The sequence below is a fragment of the Castellaniella sp. S9 genome, assembly GCF_027257175.1.
Lineage (GTDB): Bacteria > Pseudomonadota > Gammaproteobacteria > Burkholderiales > Burkholderiaceae_B > Castellaniella.
Window position 1 is genome coordinate 44,041 of record NZ_JAPFGD010000001.1, and the last position, 21,765, is coordinate 65,805.

Sequence of the window (21,765 nt, forward strand, 5' to 3'; positions counted from 1 at the left end):
CAGGCGCCGCCCCCCCGGCGCCGGCGTCATGCCGCCGGGCGCGACGACAGCACGATGCCGCCGATGATCAGGGCAAACGCCAGGCCATGGTACAGGCCCGGCGCCTCGCCCAGCAGGAACAGCGACAAGGTCCCGGCAAACAGCGGCGTGAGGTTGTTGAAAAATCCCGCGGTCGTCGGGCCCACGCGCTGCACGCCGGCACCCCAGCAGCGAAACGCGAGGACCGCCGGACCCACCGCCACATAGAGGATGGCCAGCACGACCGTCCAGCTCCATTCGATGTGCGCATCCGTGACAGACCATTCGATGCCCGCCAGCATGCCCGACCAGACCACGCCATAGGCGATCTGGGCGGTCAGGAAGCCCGCCCAATGGGCGCGCAGGGAATCGCCGGCATCGACGCGGGTGAGCTGCCAGCTATAAAAAGAAAAGCAGATCGTGGCCAGCACCATCAGCAGGTCACCTGCCACGAAGCGCAGCGCCAGCAGATGCTGCCAACTGCCTTGGGACAGGACCACGGCCACCCCGGCCAAAGACAGCGCCGAGCCCAGCATCTGCGCACGTCGGATCGCCACCCCATGAAACAGGCGGCCGATGATCAGCATCCAGACCGGCATGCTGGAGGTCACCAGCGTCACGTTCACTGGCGTGGAGGTGTGCAGCGCCAAGTACTGCAGGCTGTTGTACAGGCCCACGCCGAGCAGGCCCAGCAGCGCATAGCGCCGCCACTGCGTCCACAGGCCCGAACCGCGCCGCAGCACCTGATGGCCCAGAGGCAGCAACAGCACCAGGGCCAGCGCCCAGCGCAGGAAATTCAGGGTGAACGGCGGGATGATCGAGATGACGGCACGGCCCATGACGGCATTACCGGCCCACAACAACGGCGGAACGAGTAGCAAAAGGGTGGTCGACAGCGTGAGTTTCTGGTTCATGCCGGATTCCGGACGACTGGGATGCGGCCCGCCATGCGGGGCCGCGCGTGGACGCAGGGTCTGGCTGCATTCTAAACCGCCCGTCTTTCGCTTGACATAATATGTCTCTTTCTTTATACTTTAAGGCTTAGATGTCAGCGGTTTTGCTTTACTTTCAGCTCGGGCCACAAACCGGCCCGTCTTTCGGGCCGGCAGCCTCGGCCCGCAACAGTTCAACGCGCGCCCTGGTGCGCGTCGTCCAGACCCGATCGCTCCCTTGCGACAGCTTGCAGGCTCCACGATGGCTTGCGACGTGACGCGCGGCCGCTGATTGCCCGCCAACCTCACCGGAGAGCCCCATGGCCAAAGAAGAACTGCTCGAGATGCACGGATCCGTCACCGAAGTCCTGCCCGACTCGCGATTCCGCGTGACGCTGGACAACGGACACCCGGTGATCGCCTACACGGGCGGCAAGATGCGCAAGCACCATATCCGGATACTGGCCGGTGACCAGGTGACGCTCGAGATGTCGCCCTACGACCTGAGCAAGGGCCGCATCACCTTCCGCCATCTGAACCGCAGCGGCGCCCCTTCGACCGGCCCGCGCCGCCGCCACTAAAAAACCGGCCCCCACCGTTCCCGCGCGCCCATAGGGCCCGGGGCGGCCTTGGTGCATCCCTGCCGCCGGATCGGCCCGACGGCACGCCCCTCAGTGGCAGTCGGGAACCACCTGATCCAGATACACCTCGAAGGCAATGTCCCTGGCCTGATCCGCCGTCAGCGCCGCCAGGCGCCCGGGAGAAGTCGCTGTCGCCAAGGCCCGCACGGCATCCGGGCGCGCCGGATCGGCCGCCGTCACCCGCGCCAGGCCGACCCGGCGATAGGGCTCGAGCCGCGCCGAGAATTTCCGCCATTCGGGAAACTTCAGCAAGGCCTCCAGAAACATCTGATCATGGACCATCGCGTCGCACAGGCCGGTGCGCACGCCCAGCAAGGCGTCGGTGGTCGACGGATAGACCTGTTCGATGGCCCCGTGCCGCGCCGCCAGCTCGCCGACGTAGCGGCCATCGGCCGCCAGGCACACCGTGCGGCCCGCAAGCGAACGCCAGTCGTGAATGTCGGTGTCGGTGCGCATGATCGCCATCGGGCTGGCCGAGTATTCCAGCGAGGCCGCCCGCACGCCCTCGCCCGGCCCGCCGGCTTCCCCGACCACGCCCAGCCAGCCGACGAGTTCGCCGCCGGCCACCATGGCCGTCAGGCGTGCCGGATCCTCGACCGCCACCAGTGCGCCCCCGGCCCCGACGGCCGCGCGCCCCGCCAGCACCTCGATGCGGGCCGGCGTGCGCACCTTGGCCCCCGGCGCCGACGGCGCCGGCACGGCGGCCATGCCGACCGCGGCTTGCGCCGCGGGCGCCGGCGCGGCGAACACCGAACCGGCGCATAGGGCCAGCGTGCCTAGAAAACGGCGCGATGACACAGGCCCGCGATTCATGATTGCCCTCGAATCCGTTCAGACATATTGATAGCGCAATACCTTGCGCTTGATGTTTTCCAGGAAGACCTGATCGATCAGGGTCGCCAGCACGGCGATGGTCAGGATATTGGCCATCACGCCCAGCATGTCCGCGGTTTCCCCCGAATAGGCCAGCGAGCGGCCCAGGCCTTGGCCGAAGCCGATCAGCATCTCGGCCGAGATCAGCGCGCGCCAGGCGTTGCCGAAGGCCAGCTGGGCGCCGGTGATCAGCTCGGGCATGACCGCCGGCAGATACACCCGGCGCACCATGTCCCAGTGGGAAGCCCCCATGACGCGTGCCGCCGACACGTGGGTCTGCAGCACGCTCTCGGTGGCATTCATCACCGACAGGGCGGCCGGGAAGAAGGCCGCCAGCGCGATCACCACGATGATCGGCAGATTGCCGAAGCCCATCAGGATCAGGAACAAAGGCACCCAGGCGATCGAGGGGATCGACTGCAGGATGATGATGGCCGACTTGAGGACCTCGCGAAAGAACAGCAGCAGCCCGCCCAGCAGGCCAAAGCCGATGCCAAAGAGCAAGGCGAAGCCGTAGCCCGCCCCCAGGCGCCCCAGGCTGCCCGACAGCGCTTCGCGAAACTCGAGCGACTGCACGTCCTGCCACAGCCGCACGGCCACCGCCGGCACACCCGGCATGAGGAAGTCCGGCAAGGTCCAGGCGGCGGCCTGCCAGAACAGCAGGATGGCGGCCATGGCGATCAGCATGGCGAGCTTGCGGGCGAAGGGCGATACGCGTTGCTTTCTGCTCATAAGCGATAAATGGAACGGCCGGGCGAACCCGGCCAGAAATCAGACTTGGTCGAAACGGACGATTATCGCATCGATCAGAGCTTGCGCGCCTGCTGCCATTCGAGGTCGACGATCGTGTCCACCTTGAACTGGGAGCCGTCTTTGGTCTTGAGCGACCCCTGGGCCTGCATGATGTCGGCGATCTCCTGCATGCGCGCCAAGTCGGCGTCGTCGAGCGCGGCATTGAAGGTCTGGGTCTGGATCGCCTTGCTGATGACTTCCTCGCGCGGGACCTCGGTGCCGTCGAGCGTCTTGAGCGTCGGTTCGGCGATGAAGTAGCCGGCGATCAGCTTGGCGGCCTCGTCGGGCTTGGATTCCAGCAGCTCGATGGCCTGGCGCTGGGCGTCCATGGATTTCCACACCTGGTCCTTCTTGGTGCGCAGAACCTCACCCGAGGTGATGGTCACCATGCAGGGGAAGGGCCAGACCTCGCCGATCTCATAGATCTGCGTGACCGGCGCGATCAACTGCGCGATGCTGGCTTGCGGCTCGAACAGGAAGGCCGCGTCCACGCGCTTGCCCACCAGCGATTGCACGGCCACCTGCGGGCTGACGCCCAGGATCGACAGATCGGCGGCCTGCAGGCCGGCGTCCTTGAGGACGACGCCCTTCAGGACGGTGTCGGCGGTGCTGCCTTCCTTTTGCGAGGCCAGGGTCTTGCCCTTGAGGTCCTCGACCTTGTCGATGCCGGCGTCGTTGCGCGCCACCAGCGCGTGGAAGCCGCGCTGCGCGCCGCCCACGACCTTCAGGTCGGCGCCGCGCGAAGACCACGAAGCCGCGTTGGTGAAACCCAGCACGCCGGTGTCCAGCTGGCCGCCGACGATGGCCTTGATCAGGTCCGTGCCGGACTTGAATTCCACCAGCTGCACGTCCAGGCCCTGCTGCTTGTAGAAACCGCCCTCATACGCGGCGATCGCCTGCGCGTCGTCCATGACGCGGATGTAGCCCACCTTGAAGGGCTCGGCGGCGACTGCCTGGGATGCCATGGCCAGCGCGGCCAGCGCCGGAACGAGAATACGGGTCAGTTTCATGCTGCAATGTCCTCAGGAGTGAATGTTTCGTCTTCGGCGCGCTCGGTCTCGATGCCCAGCAGGCCCAGGATTTCGCGGCGCAGGTCGGCGAAATCGGATAGATCGTGTGATTTCTCGCGCGCCGCCAGATTGAATTCCTTGAGCACGTGCGCCGGGCGCTGGCTGAACACCACGATGCGGTCGGCCAGGAACAGCGCCTCGTCCACGTCGTGCGTCACCAGCAACACGGTCGGCCGGGTTTCGCGGATCAGCGTGCGCAACGCATCCTGCAGCGTCATGCGTGTCAGGGCGTCCAGGGCACCGAAGGGTTCGTCCAGCAGCAGCACCTCGGGCGCCGAGATGAAGGCTCGCGCCAGCGCGCAGCGCTGCCGCATGCCGCCCGAGACCTGGTGCGGGAAATAGTCCTCGAAGCCTTTCAGCTTGACCTTGTCCAGCCACAGCGCCGCCTGGGCGCGGGCCTCGGCGCGGCCGACCTTTTGCAGCTCGAGCGCCATGGCGACGTTCTGCGACAGGGTGAGCCAGGGATACAGCGCGTTTTCCTGGAACATCAGCATGCGGCTGGGGTCGGGTCCCTCGATGGGGCGCCCGTCGGCCAGGACCTCGCCGGCCGTGGGCTTTTCCAGGCCGGCGGCGATGTGCAGCAGCGTGGATTTGCCGCAGCCCGACGGCCCGACCAGGGCGACGAGCTCGCCCGGCGCGATGTGGCTGGAGAACTGCTCGACCACGCGTAGCGTGCCGAACTGCTTTTCGACGTTGTTGAAGGATAGATTCATGGTGCGGCCTCGAATCCCCGATGCCATCGGCAGGAGGACGAGAGAATATTTCATCAGTGGATTATGGAAATTTAACGGCGGACCTTATTACCGAACAACGAATTTATTATGATTTTCATATGAGTATTAGTTATATAAGGATCGCGGGATCCCCGTCCTTCATGAGCAGCAGGGCCCCACGGCCGGCGCCCTGCGCTACCATGGGAAAATCCACCGCCCCGAAACCCTCGCCATGTCCGCCAACGCCCGCCCCCCGATTCCTCCTGCCGACGCCATCGAGGCGCTGGCATTGCGCCATGCCGAGACGCAGCGCCGCTGCGAGGCCTTGTTGCCCTTGCTGGCCCCGGCAGGCGCGGCGCCGGCGCCCGCGCCTGCCGCCCGCGCCACGGCAGCCGCGGAACTCCTGGCGTACTTCGACGGGGCTGCCCAGCGTGCGCGCGAAGCCCAGGAACACGGCGTGTTCCCCGCCTTGATCGAATCCATGGCGGGCTCCGATGCAGTCTGTCTGCGGGGCATGACCGACGGCCTGCGCGACGAGCGCCGCCGCCTGGACGGTATCTGGCGTGCGCGCCTGCGGCCGGCGCTCGCGCAGCTCGCGGCCCACGCGCCAGCCACCATCGACGAGGCCGCGGCCCGTGCCTGGGTGGCGGATTTCCAGCGGTATCTCCAGGCGGCCGACGAGGAACTATTGCCCATGGCGGCCCGCCTGCTCACCGACGAGGCCCTGGCCGAACTGGGCGAGCGCTGGCCTCCGGAGAGCATCGCGCCGGGCGCCCTGCCCTGACATACGGGTGTCACCCGCGGCTGTCATGATTCCTGCGCCCGCCCGCGCCGTATGGCAAGGGCTCGACCGGGAACCCGACCCATGCTGCACGCCTCGACGCTGAAGACCCGATTCATCCTGTTTCTCGCGCTGCTCGGCGCCTGCGCCCTGCTGGCCCTGTTCTCGGTGCGCCATCTGCTCCAGGTCACGGCCGAACTGAGGTCGGCGGAGTCGGCGCGCTACGAGACCAGCCGGCTGGCGAACGAATACAAAACCCTGGCGGCCGCCATGACGCGCGACGCCATGGCCTTCGTCTCGAGCGAGCAGCCCGAATTCGAACAGCGCTATCAGCATCACCTCGCCGTCCTGACCGGCCGCGCGCCCGATGCGCAGGGCGTCCAGGCCGAGCGGCTCGCACGCTTCCGCGAGGCGGGACTGGCCCCGGCGGAGCTGGCATTGATCGAGGACGCGCATGCCGCCCTGCTGGCGCTCTCGGCGACCCAGCGCGAGGCCATCGGCACGGCCAAGGGGGAACTGGACGACGGCCAGGGCGGCATCCGGATCGCCCTGCCCAACACGCTGCTGGCCAAGGTCCTGATCCATAGCCAGCAGTACAACGACGCCGACACCGCCATCGCCCAAGCCATCGACGCGTTCGATGCCATGCAATCGGCCCGCCTGGAGCAGGCCGTGGGAACGGCCAGTGCGCGCGGCCGCACGGCGGGACAAGTGGCCCTGGCGGCATTGGCCGTCCTGCTATTGTCCAGCGCCCTGGCGCTACGCGGCCTGTACCGCTCGATCAAGCGGCCGCTGGACCAGGGCGTGGCCCTTGCCGGCCAGCTGGCCGACGGCAATCTGGCCTTGCGCATCCCGGCCGGCGGCGCGGACGAGATGGGCCGGCTCATGCGGGCGCTGGAAGGCATACGGCGCGGCCTCGGCGCCACGGTGCAAGGCGTCGCCGGACATGCCGAGCACATCGAGGCCAGCGCCGCCATTCTGTCGGCCGGCCAGGAATCCCTGCTGCGCGACGGCCATGCCCAGGCCGCCATGCTGCGCCAGACCTCGGCCGCCATGGCCGAACTGGACCGTACCGTGCAACTGAATCACGCGCGCACCGCCGAGGCCCTGGACCTGAGCGAACATGGCGATCAGCGCGCCTGCGAAGGACGGCAGGCGGTGGACCGGCTGACCGAGGCCATGGCCGGCATCCAGCAGGACGCCCGGACCGTCGCCCAGGCCACGCGCCTGATCGGCGACATTGCATTCCAGACCAAGCTCCTGGCCCTCAACGCCGCCGTCGAGGCCGCGCACGCCGGCTCGCAGGGCCGCGGATTCGCCGTGGTGGCCGGCGAAGTCCGGATTCTTGCGCAGCGCTGCGACGAGGCCGCCAAGGCGATCGCCGCGGCCATCGACAAGGCCTTGGCGCACAGCCGCTACGGCGGCGAGCTGGCGGCCTCGGCGCGCGGCGCCATGGGCCAGATCGTCGAGGTCATGGCGCGCAGCCGGCAGATCATGGATGAGGTCTCGCAGGCCTCGCGCACGCAGGCCGATGCCATCCGCGAGACCGCGCAGGCCACCCACCGGCTGGAGGACATGACCTCGCGCAATGCGCACGACATCGAGCGCACCGCGCAAGCGGTCTTCGAGCAGCATGGGCGCATCGAGGCGCTGCGCCGCGCGCTGGCGCAATTCCGCCTGGATGAAGAACACCCGGTCCTGGTTGCGGCTTGAGGGACACAGGGTCGCCGCCCAAGGCCCCGGCGCGGCCTGCGGCCCGCGAACGTGCGTGGCTAGCCCGCCGCCCGCAGATGGCGCGCCACGGCCCGCAATAGGCCCAGAAAGGTCACCGCCCACGCAAACAGGGCCACGGGCAGGAACAATTCCGGCAGGCCGTCCAGGAAGTCGAAGGCCATGGCCCGGCTCATTTCGAAGGTGCAGGCCGCATACATCCCCAGCGGGAACACCGCCCCCCAGTACAAGGGATCGTATTCGAAGGGAAAGCGCTGGAACCCATAGCGCCAGACCCCCAGCAACAGCAGCATCGGCACCCACCAGGTGCCGGTCGCCCAGTAAAAGACGGTGAATCCCTTGAGAAACGGCATCAGCGACACCAGGAACGGCGCGTCGGCCGCGTTGAGGATCAACAGCGAGCCCGCCAGGGTCGAGATCGCCATCGCCCCCATGTTGATCCAGTACGGCGGCGCCAGGTCGCCGGGCAGCAGGCGAAAGAAGGTATAGCGGTAAAAGATCAGCGACATCATCCAGATGTACAGCATGCCGCCCCACAGCCACATCGACAGCGCCAGGAAATTGAGTTCCAGCCGGTACGGTTGGCCGATGCGCGCGGCCACCAGCGCGCTGGACACCGCCACTGACTGGGTGGCGACCACCGCCAGCAGCCAGCCGCCGTTGATTCCCTTGTCCAGCGGCGGCTTCACGGCCTTGACCGTCAAGGCGAGGAACACCGTGTACATCAAGCCCAGCCACAGCACGATGCCCAGCAGCCAGAGGACGAAGCCCACGCTCAGGTCGTCGTGCAACAGCATGAACTGGCTCGCGAGCACGCAGGTGCCGGCCACCATGGTGAAATACCCCGGCCCCCGCAGATGGTCGACCATGTCGCCGAAGAACCGCCGGGGATGGCGCACGGCGCGCAGCGCATAAAGCACCCACAGCACGGCATACTGCCCGATGTTCAGGTAGAACAGCGCGGTGGCGATCCAGGGGCGGCCCATCATGTGCGCGGCCAGGGAAATGATGCCCGTGGCCATCACCAGTCCGAAATAGGCCGGCGACAGATCCGCCAGGGCCCGCGGCCGACCGCCCGCGGCGCCGGGCGCCAAGACCTCGCGCCGCGCCGCGGCCACCGGCACGGTCACGCCGCCCTCCCCCTTCCATGCTTGCATGCTGCTCCTCCTGTGCCCCAGTGCGCGGCCTCATCGCCGCACGCGCTAAAATAGCGGATTCACCTCGCAAGTTTAAGCCGGTGCGCCTTCTTTTGCGGCGCGCCCACACACAGGATTGACCATGGAAGCCGAACGCCAGAACCAGATCAGCGCCCACATCGAGGACTACGCCGAGCGGCAGAGCCTCTTGCGGAGGTTTCTTTGACTACGATGCCAAGGCCGAACGCCTGCACGTCGTCAACGCCGAACTGGAAAACCCCGACATCTGGAACGACCCCCAGCATGCCCAGGACCTGGGCCGCGAGAAAAAAAGCCTCGAGGCCGTCGTCCGGGCCCTGGCCGACATCGAGCGCGGGCTGAACGATGCGCGCGAGCTGTTCGAGCTGGCCAGCGCCGACGATGACGACGCCACCCTGGCGGCCATCGAGCAGGACTGCCAGGCGCTGGGCGAGCGCCTCGAGGAGCTCGAATTCCGCCGCATGTTCTCGAACCCCGCCGACCCGCTGAACTGCTTCGTCGACATCCAGGCGGGCGCGGGCGGCACCGAGGCCCAGGACTGGGCCTCCATGCTGCTGCGCCAGTACCTGCGCTACGGCGAACACAAGGACTTCAAGACCGAGATCCTCGAGACCTCCGAAGGCGACGTGGCCGGGGTCAAGTCGGCCACGATCAAGTTCAGCGGCGAATACGCCTACGGGCTGCTGCGCACCGAGACCGGCGTGCACCGCCTGGTGCGCAAAAGCCCCTTCGACTCGTCCAACGGGCGCCATACCTCCTTTGCCAGCGTCTTCGTCTATCCCGAGATCGACGATTCCTTCGAGGTCGAGGTCAATCCCGCGGACCTGCGCATCGACACCTACCGGGCCAGCGGCGCGGGCGGCCAGCACATCAACAAGACCGACTCCGCGGTGCGCATCACGCACGAACCCACGGGCATCGTCGTGCAGTGCCAGAACGACCGCTCGCAGCACCGCAACCGGGCCGAGGCCATGCAAATGCTGAAATCCCGGCTGTACGAACTCGAGATGCGCAACCGCATGGCCGAGCAGCAAAAGCTCGAGGACTCCAAGAGCGACGTGGGCTGGGGCCACCAGATCCGTTCCTATGTCCTCGACCAGAGCCGCATCAAGGACTTGCGCACCGGCGTCGAGATCTCCAACACCCAGAAGGTGCTGGACGGCGACCTCGACCCCTTCATCACCGCCAGCCTCAAGCAGGGCGTCTAGGGGCCACGCCCCCGCCCACGCCCGCCAATTCCCTTTCCAAAAGCACGACGCACCCGATAAGACATGAGCGCCCCGCACACCGACACCGCAGCCCTGGACGAAAACCGCCTGATCGCCGAGCGCCGCGCCAAGCTCGACAGGCTGCGCGAGGCGGGCCCCGCCTATCCCAACGACTTCCGCCCCGACAGCCACGCCGCCGCCCTGCACGCGGATTGCGACGCCCTGGACGAGGACGCCCTGCAGGCCCTGGGCCGCGAGGCGCGCCTGGCGGGCCGCATGATGCTCAAGCGCGTCATGGGCAAGGCCAGCTTCGCCACCCTGCAGGACGGCACCGGACGCATCCAGCTCTACCTGGACCGCGGCGTGCTGGGCGACGAGGCCTACGCCGCCTTCAAGTCCTGGGACATCGGCGACATCATCGGGGCCCAGGGCCGCGTATTCAAGACCCGCAAGGGTGAACTGTCGATCCACGTGACCGCCCTGCGCCTGTTGGCCAAGTCCCTGCGGCCCCTGCCCGACAAGTTTCACGGGGTGTCCGACCAGGAGCTGCGCTATCGCCAGCGCTACGTCGACCTGATCATGACGCCCGAGGCGCGCCGCACTTTCCTCGCCCGCAGCCGCGTCATCGCCGCCATCCGCGACATCATGCTGGATGCGGACTTCCTCGAGGTCGAGACGCCGATGCTGCACCCCATCCCCGGCGGCGCGGCGGCGCGGCCCTTCGTCACGCACCACAATGCGCTGGACATGGAAATGTACCTGCGCATCGCACCGGAGCTTTATCTGAAGCGCCTCATCGTCGGCGGTTTCGAGCGCGTCTTCGAAATCAACCGGAACTTCCGCAACGAAGGGGTGAGCCCGCGCCACAACCCCGAGTTCACCATGATGGAGTTCTACGCGGCCTACACGGATTACCTCTGGCTGATGGACTACACCGAGGCCCTGATCCGCGAGACGGCCGCCCGCAGCTGCGGCACGACCCTGCTGAACTACCAGGGCCGGGACCTGGACCTGGGGCGGCCGTTCGACCGCCTGACCATCGTCGAGGCCATCCTCAAATACGCCCCGGGCTACCAGCCCGCGCAACTCGAGGATGCCGCCTTCCTGCGCGGCGAACTGCGGCGCCTGGGCACCGACGTCGACGGCCCCGCACTCGCCCAGGCCGGCCTCGGGGCCTTGCAGCTTGCGCTGTTCGAGGAAACCGCCGAGGCCGAGCTCTGGCATCCCACCTTCATCATTGATTACCCGGTCGAGGTCTCGCCGCTGGCGCGCGCCTCGGACACGCGCGAGGGGATCACCGAGCGTTTCGAGCTGTTCGCCTGCGGGCGCGAGATCGCCAACGGCTTTTCCGAGCTGAACGATCCCGAGGACCAGGCCGCGCGCTTCATGGCTCAGGTCGCCGCCAAGGATGCCGGCGACGAGGAAGCCATGTACTACGACGCCGACTACGTGCGGGCCCTGGAATACGGCATGCCGCCCACGGGCGGCTGCGGCATCGGCATCGACCGCCTCGTCATGATGCTGACGGACAGTGCCAACATCCGCGACGTCATCCTGTTCCCGCACCTGCGTCCCGAGGACTGAGCCGGCCCGTGAAGACAACGCGGCGCCACCGGCTGATTCCGGCGACGCCGCTACGATTTGGCCTCAACAAGCCGGGCGTGGCCGCCAGGGTGGCGACGGGCGGCCGGGTGCCGATTGTTACACCGTGAAGGACTCTCCGCAGCCGCAGGCCGCCTTTTCGTTGGGGTTGTTGAAACGGAAGCCCTCGTTCAGTCCCTCGCGGGCATAGTCGAGTTCCATGCCCTCGAGAAAGGGCAGGCTCTGGGGATCGATGTAGACGCGGGCCCCGAATTGCTCGAACAGGCGGTCCTCGGCCGATGCCTCGTCCACGTATTCGAGCTGGTACGACATGCCCGAGCATCCGGAGGGCTTGACACCCAGACGCAGGCCCAGGCCCTTGCCGCGCCTTTCAAGGTGGCGCTGGATGTGCCGGGCGGCTTGTTCGGTCAGAATGATTCCCATGGTTTACCTCTGCTTTTGCGTATAGTCGGCCACGGCGGCGCGAATGGCGTCCTCGGCCAGCATGGCGCAGTGCGCCTTGACCGGCGGCAACTGGAGTTCCCGGACGAAATCCTGGCTGTGGATGGTCAGCGCCTGGTCGAGCGACCGGCCCTTGAGCCACACCGTGGCAAGCGATCCCGCCGCGATCGCCGAGCCGCAGCCAAATGCCCGGAAACAGGCATCCTCTATGGTAGCGCCTTGCAGGCGAATCTGCAGCTTGAGGACCTCGCCCAATGCGGGTGCCCCGACCATCGCCGTACCGACACGGTCGTCCTGCGGGTCGAAAGAGCCGACGTTGCGCGGATTCCGGTAGTGATCCAGGACCGGCGCGCTGTATCCACGCACAGCCATCAGGATGCCTCCGATCCCGCCCAGGTGACGGCCTCGAGGTCGCGGCCCTGCTCGCGCAGCTCCCAGAGCGGGGATATCCCGCGCAGGCGCACGATCTGGGTGCGCAACGCCTCGATGGCACGGTCGATCTCGGCCTCGGTAGAGTAGCGGCCCAGGGTCAGGCGCAGCGAACTGTGCGCGAGCGGATCGCTGCGGCCCAGGGCGCGCAGCACGTAGGAAGGTTCGAGGCTGGCCGAGGTGCAGGCCGAGCCGCTGGAGACGGCCAGTTCCGGCAGGGCCATCAGCAGGGCCTCGCCCTCGATGTGCGCCACGCTGACGTTCAGATTGTGCGCCACCCGGCGATCCATGTCGCCGTTCAGGTACAGGTCGGGGATGTCGCGCAGGCCGGCCCACAGGCGATCACGCAGCGCGCGTATGCGGGCGACCTCGGCCGGGAACTCGAGCGCGGCCAGCGCATAGGCCTCGCCCATGCCGACGATCTGGTGCGTGGGAAGCGTGCCGGAGCGCAGGCCGCGCTCGTGGCCGCCCCCGTGCATCTGCGCCGCCAGGCGGACGCGCGGCTTGCGGCGCACGTACAGGGCCCCCACGCCCTTGGGGCCATAGGTCTTGTGCGCGGAGAAAGACATCAGGTCGACGTCCATGGCACGCACGTCGATGGCCACCTTGCCGGTGGCCTGGGCCGCGTCGGAATGGAACAGCACGCCGTGCTCGTGGCAGATCGCCGCCAGCGCGGCGATGTCCTGCACCACGCCGATCTCGTTGTTGACCAGCATGACCGAGGCCAGGATCGTGTCCGGGCGCAGGGCCGCGCGCAGCGCCTCGGGGTCGAGCAGGCCGTGGGCATCCACCGGCAGGACCGTGACCTCGAAGCCCTGGCGCTGCAGGTCGTGACAAGGATCGAGCACGGCCTTGTGCTCGGTGGCGACGGTGACGATGTGGCGCCCCCGGTCGCGATGGAATTCGGCCACGCCCTTGATGGCGAGATTGTCGGATTCGGTCGCCCCGGACGTCCAGATGATTTCCCGGGGATCGGCGCCGATCAGCGCCGCCACCTGGGCGCGCGCGCGCTCGACGGCGTCCTCGGCGTCCCAGCCATAAGCGTGGCTGCTGGAGGCCGGGTTGCCGAAACGTGCGCCCAGCCACGGCAGCATGGCCTGCAGCACCCGTTCGTCAACGGGCGTGGTGGCGGAATAATCCAGGTAGACGGGAGGGCTTGCGACCATCGGGGCTCCGGTTCAGGCCGATACGACCTCGCCTCGAGGGAAGATATCGGCGGTGACAGGCTTGATCGGGATCGAGCGCGCCTGGTTGGCTTCGTGCAACTGGCGCATGCGCTGCTGATCGACCAGATCCTGCAGCGATACGGAATCCAGGTACTCGACCATTTTACGACTAAGCGTGGCCCATAGGTCATGGGTCATGCATTTGCCGGTGCTGCCGTTGCGCCCGATGTTGCAGTTTTCCTTGCCGCCGCAGCTGGTGGCGTCCAGCGGCTCGTCGACGGCGAAGATGATGTCCGCCACGGTCATGTGGCGCGCCGCCCGCGCCAGCGTATAACCGCCGCCCGGTCCGCGGATGCTGTCGACCAGTTCATGGCGGCGCAGCTTGCCGAACAATTGCTCGAGGTAGGACAAAGAAATGTTCTGGCGCTCGCTGATCGCGGCCAGCGTCACGGGCCCGCTATGCTGACGCAGGGCCAGATCGATCATCGCGGTGACCGCGAAACGTCCTTTGGTCGTTAAACGCATGGTGGTTCCTTGCCTGGGGGGTGAGTGAATGGCCCAGCCGGCGGTACCCGACTGTTGAAGTCAAGTATATCAATTTACTTGACTAAAATACTCGGCTTTATGGCCTTGTTGCCCCCGGAACTTGATTTACATCATGCTCCCGGCGATAAACAGTAAAACGCCGCGCCTGAATGCCAAACGCCCCTTGCGGGGCGTGTCCGTGGCGGTCGGATCCTCAGGCCGCCTGGTACTGAAGCACGCGCTTGCGGACGAGTTCGAGCACACCCTGACAGGCGTCCTCGATGTAGTCGAGCACCTTGTTGAAGCCCTCGGGCGCCCCGTAGTAGGGATCGGGCACGGTGGCCTCCTCGTATTCGTTCGAGAAGCGCATCAGCAGCATCAATTTATGCTGGTAGACCTTGGGACATTGCTGCTGCAAGGCGGACAAATTTTCCCAGTCCATGGCGAGGATCAGGTCGAATTCGCGGAAATCCTGGGCGGTGATCTGGCGACCCACGTGGGTGGACAGGTCGTAGCCGCGCTTGCGCGCAGCCGCCTGGGCGCGAGGATCGGGGGCCTCGCCCACGTGAAAATTGTGCGTAGCCGCAGAATCGACGCGAACCACATCCGCCAAGCCCGCCTCGCCGATCATGTGCTGAAAGACACCTTGCGCGCTGGGAGAGCGGCAGATATTACCCGTACAGACGAAAAGTACTTTATTCATGATAGGTGAAAGTGTGCGGGAAAACCCGGAAATTGGCAAGCAATTTCGGGGGTTTTCCATAGTGGATCATCTTTTCCGCGGCCCGTGGAATCCCTTTTTTGCTGCGAGGCAGCATTCCGTGCGGCACCCGGGCAAATCCGCCAGCGGCATGCCGCATATGAGCTGTCGGTTTTTTCCAACGCTGCGCCGCCGGCATTCCCGCCCCGGCGTGCGGCTAAGTCAGCAAGGCGCGTTCCTTCAAGGCCTTCAAGGCGTCCCGCGCCGAGGCGGCCTGCTCGAATTCGAGGTTGCGGGCATGGTCGAGCATTTTTTCCTCCAGCCGGCGGATCTCGCGCGCCAGGGCCTTCTCGTCGTGCAGCGCGGCCTCGTCGTACGGTGCGGCGCCCGCCGGGCGGCCAGCCGCCGGGACCGAGACCCCGTCGATCAGGTCGCGCACCGCCTTGCTGACGCCCCGCGCGGTGATGCCGTGCGTCTCGTTGAAGGCGAGCTGGCGTTCGCGCCGGCGCTGGGTTTCCTCCATGGCGCGGCGCATCGAGTCCGTCACCTGGTCGGCATACAGGATCGCCCGGCCGTTGAGGTTGCGGGCCGCGCGGCCCATGGTCTGGATCAGGCTGCGCTCGGAACGCAGGAAGCCTTCCTTGTCGGCGTCGAGGATGGCGACCAGCGAAACCTCGGGGATGTCCAGCCCCTCGCGCAGCAGGTTGATGCCCACCAGCACGTCGAAGGCGCCCAGGCGCAGGTCGCGGATGATCTCGACGCGTTCGACAGTGTCGATGTCGGAATGCAGGTAGCGGACCTTGAGGCCGTTCTCGGCCAGGTACTCGGTCAGGTCTTCGGCCATGCGCTTGGTCAGGGTCGTGACCAGCACGCGCTCGTGGCGCGCCACGCGCAGCTTGGCCTCCCCCAGCAGGTCGTCGACCTGGGTGACCGCCGGACGCAGGTCCACCTCGGGGTCCACCAGCCCGGTGGGCCGCACCAGCTGCTCGACCACCTGGTCGGCGTGCTCGGCCTCGTAGGCGGCCGGCGTGGCCGACACGAATACACACTGTGGCATGCGCGCCTCGAATTCCTCCAGGCGCAGGGGCCGGTTGTCCAAAGCCGAGGGCAGGCGAAAGCCGAACTGCACCAGGGTTTCCTTGCGGGAGCGGTCGCCCCGGTACATGCCGCCCAACTGGCCGACGGTCACATGGCTTTCGTCGATGAACATCAGGGCGTTGGACGGCAGATAATCGATCAGCGTGGGCGGCGGCTCGCCCGGCGCCGCCCCCGAGAGGTGACGGGAGTAGTTTTCGATCCCCTTGCAGAACCCGAGCTCCTGCAGCATCTCGAGATCGAAGCGGGTGCGCTGCTCGAGGCGCTGGGCCTCGACGAGCTTGCCCTCGGCCGTGAGCACGGCCAGGCGCTCGCGCAGTTCCTCCTTGATGGTCTCGATGGCCCGCAACACGGTTTCGCGCGGCGTGACGTAGTGCGAACTGGGGAAAATCGTGAAGCGCACGAGCGGCTGCACGACCTTCCCGGTGAGCGGATCGAACAGGTCCAGCGATTCGATCTCGTCGTCGAACAGCGTGATGCGCAAGGCCTGCTCGGCATGCTCGGCCGGGAACACGTCGATCACCTCGCCGCGCGCGCGGAACACCCCGCGCGCGAACTCGGTGTCGTTGCGCTCGTATTGCATCGCCACCAGCCGGGCGAGGATCTCCTGGCGGGCGATGCGGTCGCCCTTGCGCAGGGTCAGGACCATCGCGTGGTAATCACCGGGGTTGCCGATCCCGTAGATGCAGGACACCGTGCCTACGATCACGGTGTCGGGGCGCTCGAGCAGGCTCTTGGTGGCCGACAGGCGCATCTGCTCGATGTGCTCGTTGATCGAGGAGTCCTTTTCGATGAACAGGTCGCGCGAGGGCACGTAGGCCTCGGGCTGGTAGTAATCGTAGTAGGACACGAAATATTCGACGGCGTTGCGCGGAAAGAACTCGCGCATCTCGGCGTACAGCTGGGCCGCCAGGGTCTTGTTCGGCGCCAGGACGATGGCCGGGCGCCCGGTGCGGGCGATGAGGTTGGCCATGGTGTAGGTCTTGCCCGAGCCCGTCACGCCCAGCAGGGTCTGGTACATCAGCCCGTCGCGCACGCCCTCCTCGAGGGCGTCGATCGCCGCGGGCTGGTCCCCGGCGGGCGGATACGGCTGGTAGAGCTGGAACGGGCTGTCCGGAAAGCGGACGAAGCCGGGTGCGGCCTGAGTCATGGGCAACTGGACACCTCTTCGGGAAACCCCTTATTATCACACCATTGTCCGTCGCGACAAAAATCGGCATTCAGCCTTCCTTTCCGTGCCTTTTCTTCTTTCCTAGCCTGCCCTCCCAAACCAACATGTCCTCCCTTTTCGCTTCCGTCGAACTCGCTCCGCGCGACCCCATCCTGGGCCTGAACGAACAATTCAAGGCCGACACCCGCGACTCCAAGGTCAATCTTGGGGTGGGCGTCTACTATGACGACCAAGGCCGCATCCCGCTGCTGAACGCGGTGCGCCAGGCCGAGACCCGCCTGTTCGAGCGCGCCGAGCCCCGCAACTACCTGCCGATCGACGGAATCCCGGGCTACAACACCGGCGCGCAGACCCTGCTGCTGGGCAAGGATTCGCCGCTGATGTCCGAACATCGCTCGCTGACCGTCCAGACGCTGGGCGGCACCGGCGCACTGAAGGTCGGCGCGGATTTCCTGCGCCAGATCCTGCCCGGCGCCCAGGTCGCGATCAGCAACCCCAGCTGGGCCAACCACCAGGCCTTGTTCGAGGCGGCGGGCTTTCCGGTCGTCAGCTACGATTATTACGACGCCGCGACGCACGGCCTGGACTTCGCGGGCATGCTGGCCTCGCTCGAGGCCCTGCCCGCGGGCACCATCGTGGTCCTGCACGCCTGCTGCCACAACCCCACCGGCGTGGACCCCACCACCGAGCAATGGGCGCAGATCGCCGACACCATCCAGTCCCGCCGCCTGGTGCCCTTCCTGGACATCGCCTACCAGGGCTTCGGCGCCGGCATCGAGGAGGACGCCGGCGTGGTGCGCCAGTTCGCCGATCTGGGGCTCACCATGTTCATCAGCTCATCGTTTTCCAAGTCCTTCTCGCTGTACGGCGAGCGCGTCGGCGCGCTGACCCTGGTGACGGGCAGCGACGACGAAAGCGCGCGCGTGCTCAGCCAACTGAAGCGCGTCATCCGCACCAATTACTCCAACCCGCCCACCCATGGCGGCGCCATCGTGTCGCTGGTGCTCAATACGCCGGAACTGTACGCCACCTGGGCGGGCGAACTGGCCGGCATGCGCGACCGGATCCGCGACATGCGCAGCCAACTGGTCGCGAAGATCCAGGCGGCCGGCGTCGAGCAGGATTTCAGCTTCGTCATGACGCAACGCGGCATGTTTTCGTATTCCGGGCTGACCAAGGCCCAGGTCGAGCGCCTGCGCGAGGACTTCGGTATCTATGCCGTCGGCAGCGGCCGCATCTGCGTGGCCGCCCTGAACAGCGGCAACATCGACTACGTGGCCCATGCCATCGCCCAGGTGATCAAGGGCTGAGCGTCCGCCTTGCCTTTTTGAGGGCTATCGGCCACAATTCAGACTGTGTTTATATACAGTTGATGCCCATGGCCCTCAAGCTCACCGCGCGGCAATCCCAGATCCTCGACCTGATCCGCCAGGCCATTGCCGCGAACGGCCGCCCCCCGACCCGCGCCGAAATCGCCGATGCCCTCGGTTTTCGTTCGGCCAATGCCGCCGAGGATCACCTGCGCGCCCTGGCACGCAAGGGCATGATCCGCTTGTCGGCTGGCACCTCGCGCGGCATCCAGCTCGTCGAGGGACACGAGGATGCGGCCCCCATCGTGGGGCCGGCCGCTCACGGGGCGGCGTCCGCGCCACGCCTGGTCCAGGCGGCCGATCATCTGCTGCTGCCCATCGTCGGGCGCGTGGCGGCGGGTCATCCCATCCTGGCGGCCGAACACGTCGAACGCGAAATTCCCGTCGGCGCCGGCTTGTTCAGCCAGGCACCGGACTACCTGCTGCGCGTGCGCGGCGCCAGCATGCGCGACGCGGGCATCCTCGACGGCGATCTGCTGGCGGTCCGGCGCAGCCCCGAGGCCCGCAACGGACAGATCGTCGTCGCCCGCCTGGGCGACGACGTCACGGTCAAGCGCCTCGACCGCCAGGGCGGCCGCCTGCGCCTGCTGCCTGAAAATCCCGACTTCCAGCCCATCCTGGTCGGCCCCGAGGACGATTTCGCCCTCGAAGGCATCGCCGTGGGCCTGATCCGGACCGGCGCCCTGCACTGATCCGCCGCCCAGGCGGCAAAAAGGCCACGCACGGTTTCCCGTACAAGTGGCCTTTTCGCCTCTGGGCAGGCTTCAGTGCTTGGTCACGTCGCCGTTGCTCGACCCCGCGGGACGCGAGGCTGCCACGGCCTCGGCCGCCAGGCGCGCGACCTCCTCGTCGGACAAGGGGGTGGGCATGTGCTGCAAGGCCACCTCCAGGACCCGGTCGATCCAGCGCACTGGAATGATGTCCAGGTGGTTCTTGACGTTGTCGGGGATCTCGACCAGGTCCTTGACGTTTTCCTCGGGAATCATGACGGTCTTGATCCCGCCGCGGTGAGCCGCCAGCAGCTTTTCCTTCAGGCCGCCGATGGCCAGCACCTCGCCGCGCAGGGTGATCTCGCCGGTCATGGCCACGTCCGAACGCACCGGGATGCCCGTGAGCGCCGATACCATGGCCGTGGTGATGGCGATGCCCGCCGACGGCCCGTCCTTGGGCGTGGCGCCCTCGGGGAAGTGCACGTGCAGGTCGCGCTTTTCGAAGGCCTGGTTGGCAATGCCCCATTTCTGGGCCCGCGCGCGCACCACCGTGCGCGCCGCCTCGACGGATTCCTTCATCACGTCGCCCAGCGAACCCGTGCGCACCACCGCGCCCTTGCCGGGCATGTCGGCCACCTCGATGGTCAGCAGTTCCCCGCCCACCTCGGTCCAGGCCAGGCCCGTCGCCAGGCCGATGCGGTCTTCCTTCTCGGCAATGCCGAAGGTATAGCGGCGCACGCCCAGGTAGTCGTTGAGATTGGCGGCATCGACCGTGATGCGCTCGGTGATCACGCCCGCCTTGCGGCCGCGCGTCACCGGGTTGGCCGCGAGCAGCTGCTTGACGACTTTGCGGCACACCTTGGAGATCTCGCGCTCGAGGGCGCGCACGCCCGCCTCGCGCGTGTAGTAGCGCACGATGTCGCGCACGGCGTCCTCGGTGATGGTCAGTTCGCCTTCCTGCACACCGTTGTTCTTCATGAGCTTGGGCAGCAGGTGGTCGAAAGCGATGTGGACCTTTTCATCCTCGGTGTAGCCCGACAGGCGAATGACCTCCATGCGGTCTAGCAGCGCCGGCGGAATGTTCAGGGTGTTGCTGGTCGCCACGAACATCACGTCCGACAAGTCGAAGTCGACCTCGATGTAGTGGTCCTGGAAGGTGTGGTTCTGTTCGGGATCCAGCACCTCGAGCAGCGCCGAGGACGGATCGCCGCGGAAATCCGCGCCCATCTTGTCGATCTCGTCGAGCAGGAACAGCGGGTTGCGCACACTGACCTTGGCCATGTTCTGGAGGATCTTGCCGGGCATCGAACCGATGTAGGTGCGGCGGTGGCCCCGGATTTCGGCCTCGTCGCGCACGCCGCCCAGGGCCATGCGCACGAACTTGCGGTTGGTCGCGCGCGCAATGGACTGGCCCAGCGAGGTCTTGCCCACGCCCGGGGGCCCGACCAGGCACAGGATCGGTGCCTTGAGCTTGTCGACGCGCTGCTGCACGGCGAGGTATTCCAGGATGCGTTCCTTGACCTTTTCCAGGCCATAGTGGTCCGCGTCGAGGACTTCCTCGGCGTTCTTGATGGAATTGTTGACGCGGCTCTTTTTGCGCCACGGCAGGCCCAGCAGCGTATCGATATAGTTGCGCACCACGGTCGCCTCGGCGGACATGGGCGACATGAGCTTGAGCTTCTTGAGTTCGGCGGCGGCCTTCTTCTGGGCCTCCTTGGGCAGATGCGCCTCGGCGATCTTGCGCTCCATCTCCTCGATGTCGGCGCCTTCCTCGCCTTCGCCCAGTTCCTTCTGGATGGCCTTGACCTGCTCGTTGAGGTAGTAGTCGCGCTGGCTCTTTTCCATCTGCTTTTTCACGCGGCCGCGAATGCGCTTTTCGACCTGCAGGATGTCGATCTCGGCCTCGAGCTGCGCCAGCAGCGCCTCGAGGCGGCCGGCGGCGCCGGTGGTCTCGAGCATGACCTGCTTTTGCTCGATCTTGAGGGGCAGGTGCGCGGCGATGGTGTCGGCCAGGCGCCCGGCATCCTCGATGCCCGAGAGCGAGGTGAGGATTTCCTGGGGGATTTTCTTGTTGAGCTTGACGTATTGCTCGAACTGGGCGACCACCGCCCGGCGCAAGGCCTCGGCCTCGGCGTTCTGGGAATGATCCTCGTCGACGCCGGCCACGTGCGCGGCGAAGTGGGTCTCGACGTCCGTGACCTCGAGGATGCGGGCGCGCTGCAGGCCCTCGACGAGGACCTTGACCGTCCCGTCGGGGAGCTTGAGCATCTGCAGGATGCTGGCGGCGCAGCCGATCTCGTAGAGGTCCTCGGGCGAGGGCTCGTCCTTGACGGCGGATTTCTGGGCAACCAACATGATGCTGTTGCCCGCCTCCATGGCGATCTCGAGCGCCTTGATCGAGCGGGGCCGCCCCACGAACAGCGGGATGACCATGTGGGGGAACACCACCACGTCCCGCAGCGGCAGCAGCGGGAGCTCGACGGGCTCCTGAGCGATGATTTGGGTAGCAGACATGGTTGCTTCCTTAAACTGATGACTTCCGGATGCAAAAGGACGCTGGAAAGCCCCTTTTGCGTGCATTGCCTGCGTGTTATATGGCGACTGGCGGCGAGGTTTCAAGGC

The 21,765-nt window shown here is 66.8% G+C and carries 20 protein-coding genes; 7 read left to right on the top strand and 13 right to left on the bottom strand.

What is annotated here, in order from left to right; genetic code table 11:
* Positions 1-26: 26 nt before the first annotated feature.
* Complete coding sequence (locus OOZ48_RS00220; RefSeq protein ID WP_269494049.1) at positions 27-932, bottom strand: DMT family transporter; 906 nt, start codon at positions 930-932, stop codon at positions 27-29.
* Between the two features lie 338 nt (positions 933-1,270).
* Between OOZ48_RS00220 and infA the strand changes: the two genes are divergently transcribed.
* The gene (infA, locus tag OOZ48_RS00225) at positions 1,271-1,531 is read left to right on the top strand and encodes a translation initiation factor IF-1 (RefSeq protein ID WP_269494052.1); all 261 of its coding nucleotides are present in this window, start codon (positions 1,271-1,273) and stop codon (positions 1,529-1,531) included.
* Between the two features lie 90 nt (positions 1,532-1,621).
* Here the strand turns inward: infA and OOZ48_RS00230 are convergent, their stop codons facing one another.
* The 4 genes from OOZ48_RS00230 to OOZ48_RS00245 form a co-directional block, all read right to left on the bottom strand.
* Entirely contained in the window at positions 1,622-2,404 is a 783-nt protein-coding gene (locus OOZ48_RS00230; protein WP_269494055.1) for a transporter substrate-binding domain-containing protein, read from the bottom strand.
* 18 nt (positions 2,405-2,422) lie between these two features.
* Positions 2,423-3,196 carry an ABC transporter permease gene (locus OOZ48_RS00235; protein WP_269494058.1) on the bottom strand — a complete coding sequence of 258 codons (774 nt, stop codon included), beginning with the start codon at positions 3,194-3,196 and terminating at the stop codon, positions 2,423-2,425.
* 74 nt (positions 3,197-3,270) lie between these two features.
* Positions 3,271-4,266, bottom strand: coding sequence for an ABC transporter substrate-binding protein (locus OOZ48_RS00240; RefSeq protein ID WP_269494061.1), 996 nt, complete (start codon positions 4,264-4,266; stop codon positions 3,271-3,273).
* Entirely contained in the window at positions 4,263-5,039 is a 777-nt protein-coding gene (locus OOZ48_RS00245; protein ID WP_269494064.1) for an ABC transporter ATP-binding protein, read from the bottom strand. The genes OOZ48_RS00240 and OOZ48_RS00245 overlap by 4 nt, the downstream gene beginning before the upstream one ends.
* A 232-nt stretch (positions 5,040-5,271) precedes the next feature.
* On the opposite strand from OOZ48_RS00245, the gene OOZ48_RS00250 reads away from it, so the two are divergent.
* Both OOZ48_RS00250 and OOZ48_RS00255 read left to right on the top strand, forming a co-directional pair.
* A complete protein-coding gene (locus OOZ48_RS00250) occupies positions 5,272-5,823 on the top strand; it encodes a hemerythrin domain-containing protein (RefSeq protein WP_269494067.1) in 552 nt (183 codons plus the stop codon).
* An 81-nt stretch (positions 5,824-5,904) separates the two neighbouring features.
* Complete coding sequence (locus OOZ48_RS00255) at positions 5,905-7,533, top strand: methyl-accepting chemotaxis protein (RefSeq protein ID WP_269494070.1); 1,629 nt, start codon at positions 5,905-5,907, stop codon at positions 7,531-7,533.
* Positions 7,534-7,592: 59 nt separating this feature from the next.
* Here the strand turns inward: OOZ48_RS00255 and OOZ48_RS00260 are convergent, their stop codons facing one another.
* Positions 7,593-8,708: a tellurite resistance/C4-dicarboxylate transporter family protein gene (locus OOZ48_RS00260; RefSeq protein WP_269494073.1), complete on the bottom strand. Its 1,116-nt coding sequence runs from the start codon at positions 8,706-8,708 to the stop codon at positions 7,593-7,595.
* 121 nt (positions 8,709-8,829) lie between these two features.
* On the opposite strand from OOZ48_RS00260, the gene prfB reads away from it, so the two are divergent.
* Both prfB and lysS read left to right on the top strand, forming a co-directional pair.
* Positions 8,830-9,934 (top strand): peptide chain release factor 2 gene (gene prfB / locus OOZ48_RS00265; protein ID WP_269494076.1). Its coding sequence is split into 2 segments (ribosomal slippage): positions 8,830-8,910 and positions 8,912-9,934, totalling 1,104 coding nucleotides; the frame shifts between segments, so codons are not numbered across the junction.
* A 63-nt stretch (positions 9,935-9,997) separates the two neighbouring features.
* Positions 9,998-11,518, top strand: a complete 1,521-nt coding sequence (gene lysS / locus OOZ48_RS00270; protein ID WP_269494079.1) for a lysine--tRNA ligase — start codon at positions 9,998-10,000, stop codon at positions 11,516-11,518.
* 117 nt (positions 11,519-11,635) lie between these two features.
* Here the strand turns inward: lysS and iscA are convergent, their stop codons facing one another.
* The 6 genes from iscA to uvrB form a co-directional block, all read right to left on the bottom strand.
* Complete coding sequence (iscA, locus tag OOZ48_RS00275; RefSeq protein ID WP_269494082.1) at positions 11,636-11,959, bottom strand: iron-sulfur cluster assembly protein IscA; 324 nt, start codon at positions 11,957-11,959, stop codon at positions 11,636-11,638.
* A gap of 3 nt (positions 11,960-11,962) precedes the next feature.
* Positions 11,963-12,349 carry an iron-sulfur cluster assembly scaffold protein gene (locus OOZ48_RS00280; RefSeq protein ID WP_269494085.1) on the bottom strand — a complete coding sequence of 129 codons (387 nt, stop codon included), beginning with the start codon at positions 12,347-12,349 and terminating at the stop codon, positions 11,963-11,965.
* Complete coding sequence (locus OOZ48_RS00285; protein WP_269494088.1) at positions 12,349-13,572, bottom strand: IscS subfamily cysteine desulfurase; 1,224 nt, start codon at positions 13,570-13,572, stop codon at positions 12,349-12,351. Before OOZ48_RS00285 ends, OOZ48_RS00280 begins: the two co-directional genes overlap by 1 nt.
* Positions 13,573-13,584: 12 nt before the next feature.
* A complete protein-coding gene (gene iscR / locus OOZ48_RS00290) occupies positions 13,585-14,097 on the bottom strand; it encodes a Fe-S cluster assembly transcriptional regulator IscR (RefSeq protein ID WP_269494091.1) in 513 nt (170 codons plus the stop codon).
* A gap of 214 nt (positions 14,098-14,311) precedes the next feature.
* On the bottom strand, positions 14,312-14,803 hold the full coding sequence (locus tag OOZ48_RS00295; protein WP_269495376.1) for a low molecular weight protein-tyrosine-phosphatase: 492 nt from the start codon (positions 14,801-14,803) through the stop codon (positions 14,312-14,314).
* Between the two features lie 211 nt (positions 14,804-15,014).
* On the bottom strand, positions 15,015-17,042 hold the full coding sequence (uvrB, locus tag OOZ48_RS00300; RefSeq protein ID WP_269494094.1) for an excinuclease ABC subunit UvrB: 2,028 nt from the start codon (positions 17,040-17,042) through the stop codon (positions 15,015-15,017).
* Positions 17,043-17,167: 125 nt separating this feature from the next.
* Between uvrB and OOZ48_RS00305 the strand changes: the two genes are divergently transcribed.
* Together OOZ48_RS00305 and lexA are read left to right on the top strand one after the other, a co-directional pair.
* Entirely contained in the window at positions 17,168-18,373 is a 1,206-nt protein-coding gene (locus tag OOZ48_RS00305) for an amino acid aminotransferase (RefSeq protein ID WP_269494096.1), read from the top strand.
* A 68-nt stretch (positions 18,374-18,441) separates the two neighbouring features.
* Positions 18,442-19,125: a transcriptional repressor LexA gene (lexA, locus tag OOZ48_RS00310; RefSeq protein ID WP_269494099.1), complete on the top strand. Its 684-nt coding sequence runs from the start codon at positions 18,442-18,444 to the stop codon at positions 19,123-19,125.
* 72 nt (positions 19,126-19,197) lie between these two features.
* Here lexA and lon read toward each other — a convergent pair whose 3' ends face one another.
* Positions 19,198-21,657, bottom strand: coding sequence for an endopeptidase La (gene lon, locus OOZ48_RS00315; RefSeq protein WP_269494100.1), 2,460 nt, complete (start codon positions 21,655-21,657; stop codon positions 19,198-19,200).
* Between the last annotated feature and the right edge of the window lie 108 nt (positions 21,658-21,765).

What these genes read in the sequence shown, in the direction of transcription:
- OOZ48_RS00220 (WP_269494049.1), bottom strand. Translation starts at nt 932, where the DNA reads ATGAACCAGAAACTCACGCTGTCGACCACCCTTTTGCTACTCGTTCCG.
- infA (WP_269494052.1), top strand. Translation starts at nt 1,271, where the DNA reads ATGGCCAAAGAAGAACTGCTCGAGATGCACGGATCCGTCACCGAAGTC.
- OOZ48_RS00230 (WP_269494055.1), bottom strand. Translation starts at nt 2,404, where the DNA reads ATGAATCGCGGGCCTGTGTCATCGCGCCGTTTTCTAGGCACGCTGGCC.
- OOZ48_RS00235 (WP_269494058.1), bottom strand. Translation starts at nt 3,196, where the DNA reads ATGAGCAGAAAGCAACGCGTATCGCCCTTCGCCCGCAAGCTCGCCATG.
- OOZ48_RS00240 (WP_269494061.1), bottom strand. Translation starts at nt 4,266, where the DNA reads ATGAAACTGACCCGTATTCTCGTTCCGGCGCTGGCCGCGCTGGCCATG.
- OOZ48_RS00245 (WP_269494064.1), bottom strand. Translation starts at nt 5,039, where the DNA reads ATGAATCTATCCTTCAACAACGTCGAAAAGCAGTTCGGCACGCTACGC.
- OOZ48_RS00250 (WP_269494067.1), top strand. Translation starts at nt 5,272, where the DNA reads ATGTCCGCCAACGCCCGCCCCCCGATTCCTCCTGCCGACGCCATCGAG.
- OOZ48_RS00255 (WP_269494070.1), top strand. Translation starts at nt 5,905, where the DNA reads ATGCTGCACGCCTCGACGCTGAAGACCCGATTCATCCTGTTTCTCGCG.
- OOZ48_RS00260 (WP_269494073.1), bottom strand. Translation starts at nt 8,708, where the DNA reads ATGCAAGCATGGAAGGGGGAGGGCGGCGTGACCGTGCCGGTGGCCGCG.
- lysS (WP_269494079.1), top strand. Translation starts at nt 9,998, where the DNA reads ATGAGCGCCCCGCACACCGACACCGCAGCCCTGGACGAAAACCGCCTG.
- iscA (WP_269494082.1), bottom strand. Translation starts at nt 11,959, where the DNA reads ATGGGAATCATTCTGACCGAACAAGCCGCCCGGCACATCCAGCGCCAC.
- OOZ48_RS00280 (WP_269494085.1), bottom strand. Translation starts at nt 12,349, where the DNA reads ATGGCTGTGCGTGGATACAGCGCGCCGGTCCTGGATCACTACCGGAAT.
- OOZ48_RS00285 (WP_269494088.1), bottom strand. Translation starts at nt 13,572, where the DNA reads ATGGTCGCAAGCCCTCCCGTCTACCTGGATTATTCCGCCACCACGCCC.
- iscR (WP_269494091.1), bottom strand. Translation starts at nt 14,097, where the DNA reads ATGCGTTTAACGACCAAAGGACGTTTCGCGGTCACCGCGATGATCGAT.
- uvrB (WP_269494094.1), bottom strand. Translation starts at nt 17,042, where the DNA reads ATGACTCAGGCCGCACCCGGCTTCGTCCGCTTTCCGGACAGCCCGTTC.
- OOZ48_RS00305 (WP_269494096.1), top strand. Translation starts at nt 17,168, where the DNA reads ATGTCCTCCCTTTTCGCTTCCGTCGAACTCGCTCCGCGCGACCCCATC.
- lexA (WP_269494099.1), top strand. Translation starts at nt 18,442, where the DNA reads ATGGCCCTCAAGCTCACCGCGCGGCAATCCCAGATCCTCGACCTGATC.
- lon (WP_269494100.1), bottom strand. Translation starts at nt 21,657, where the DNA reads ATGTCTGCTACCCAAATCATCGCTCAGGAGCCCGTCGAGCTCCCGCTG.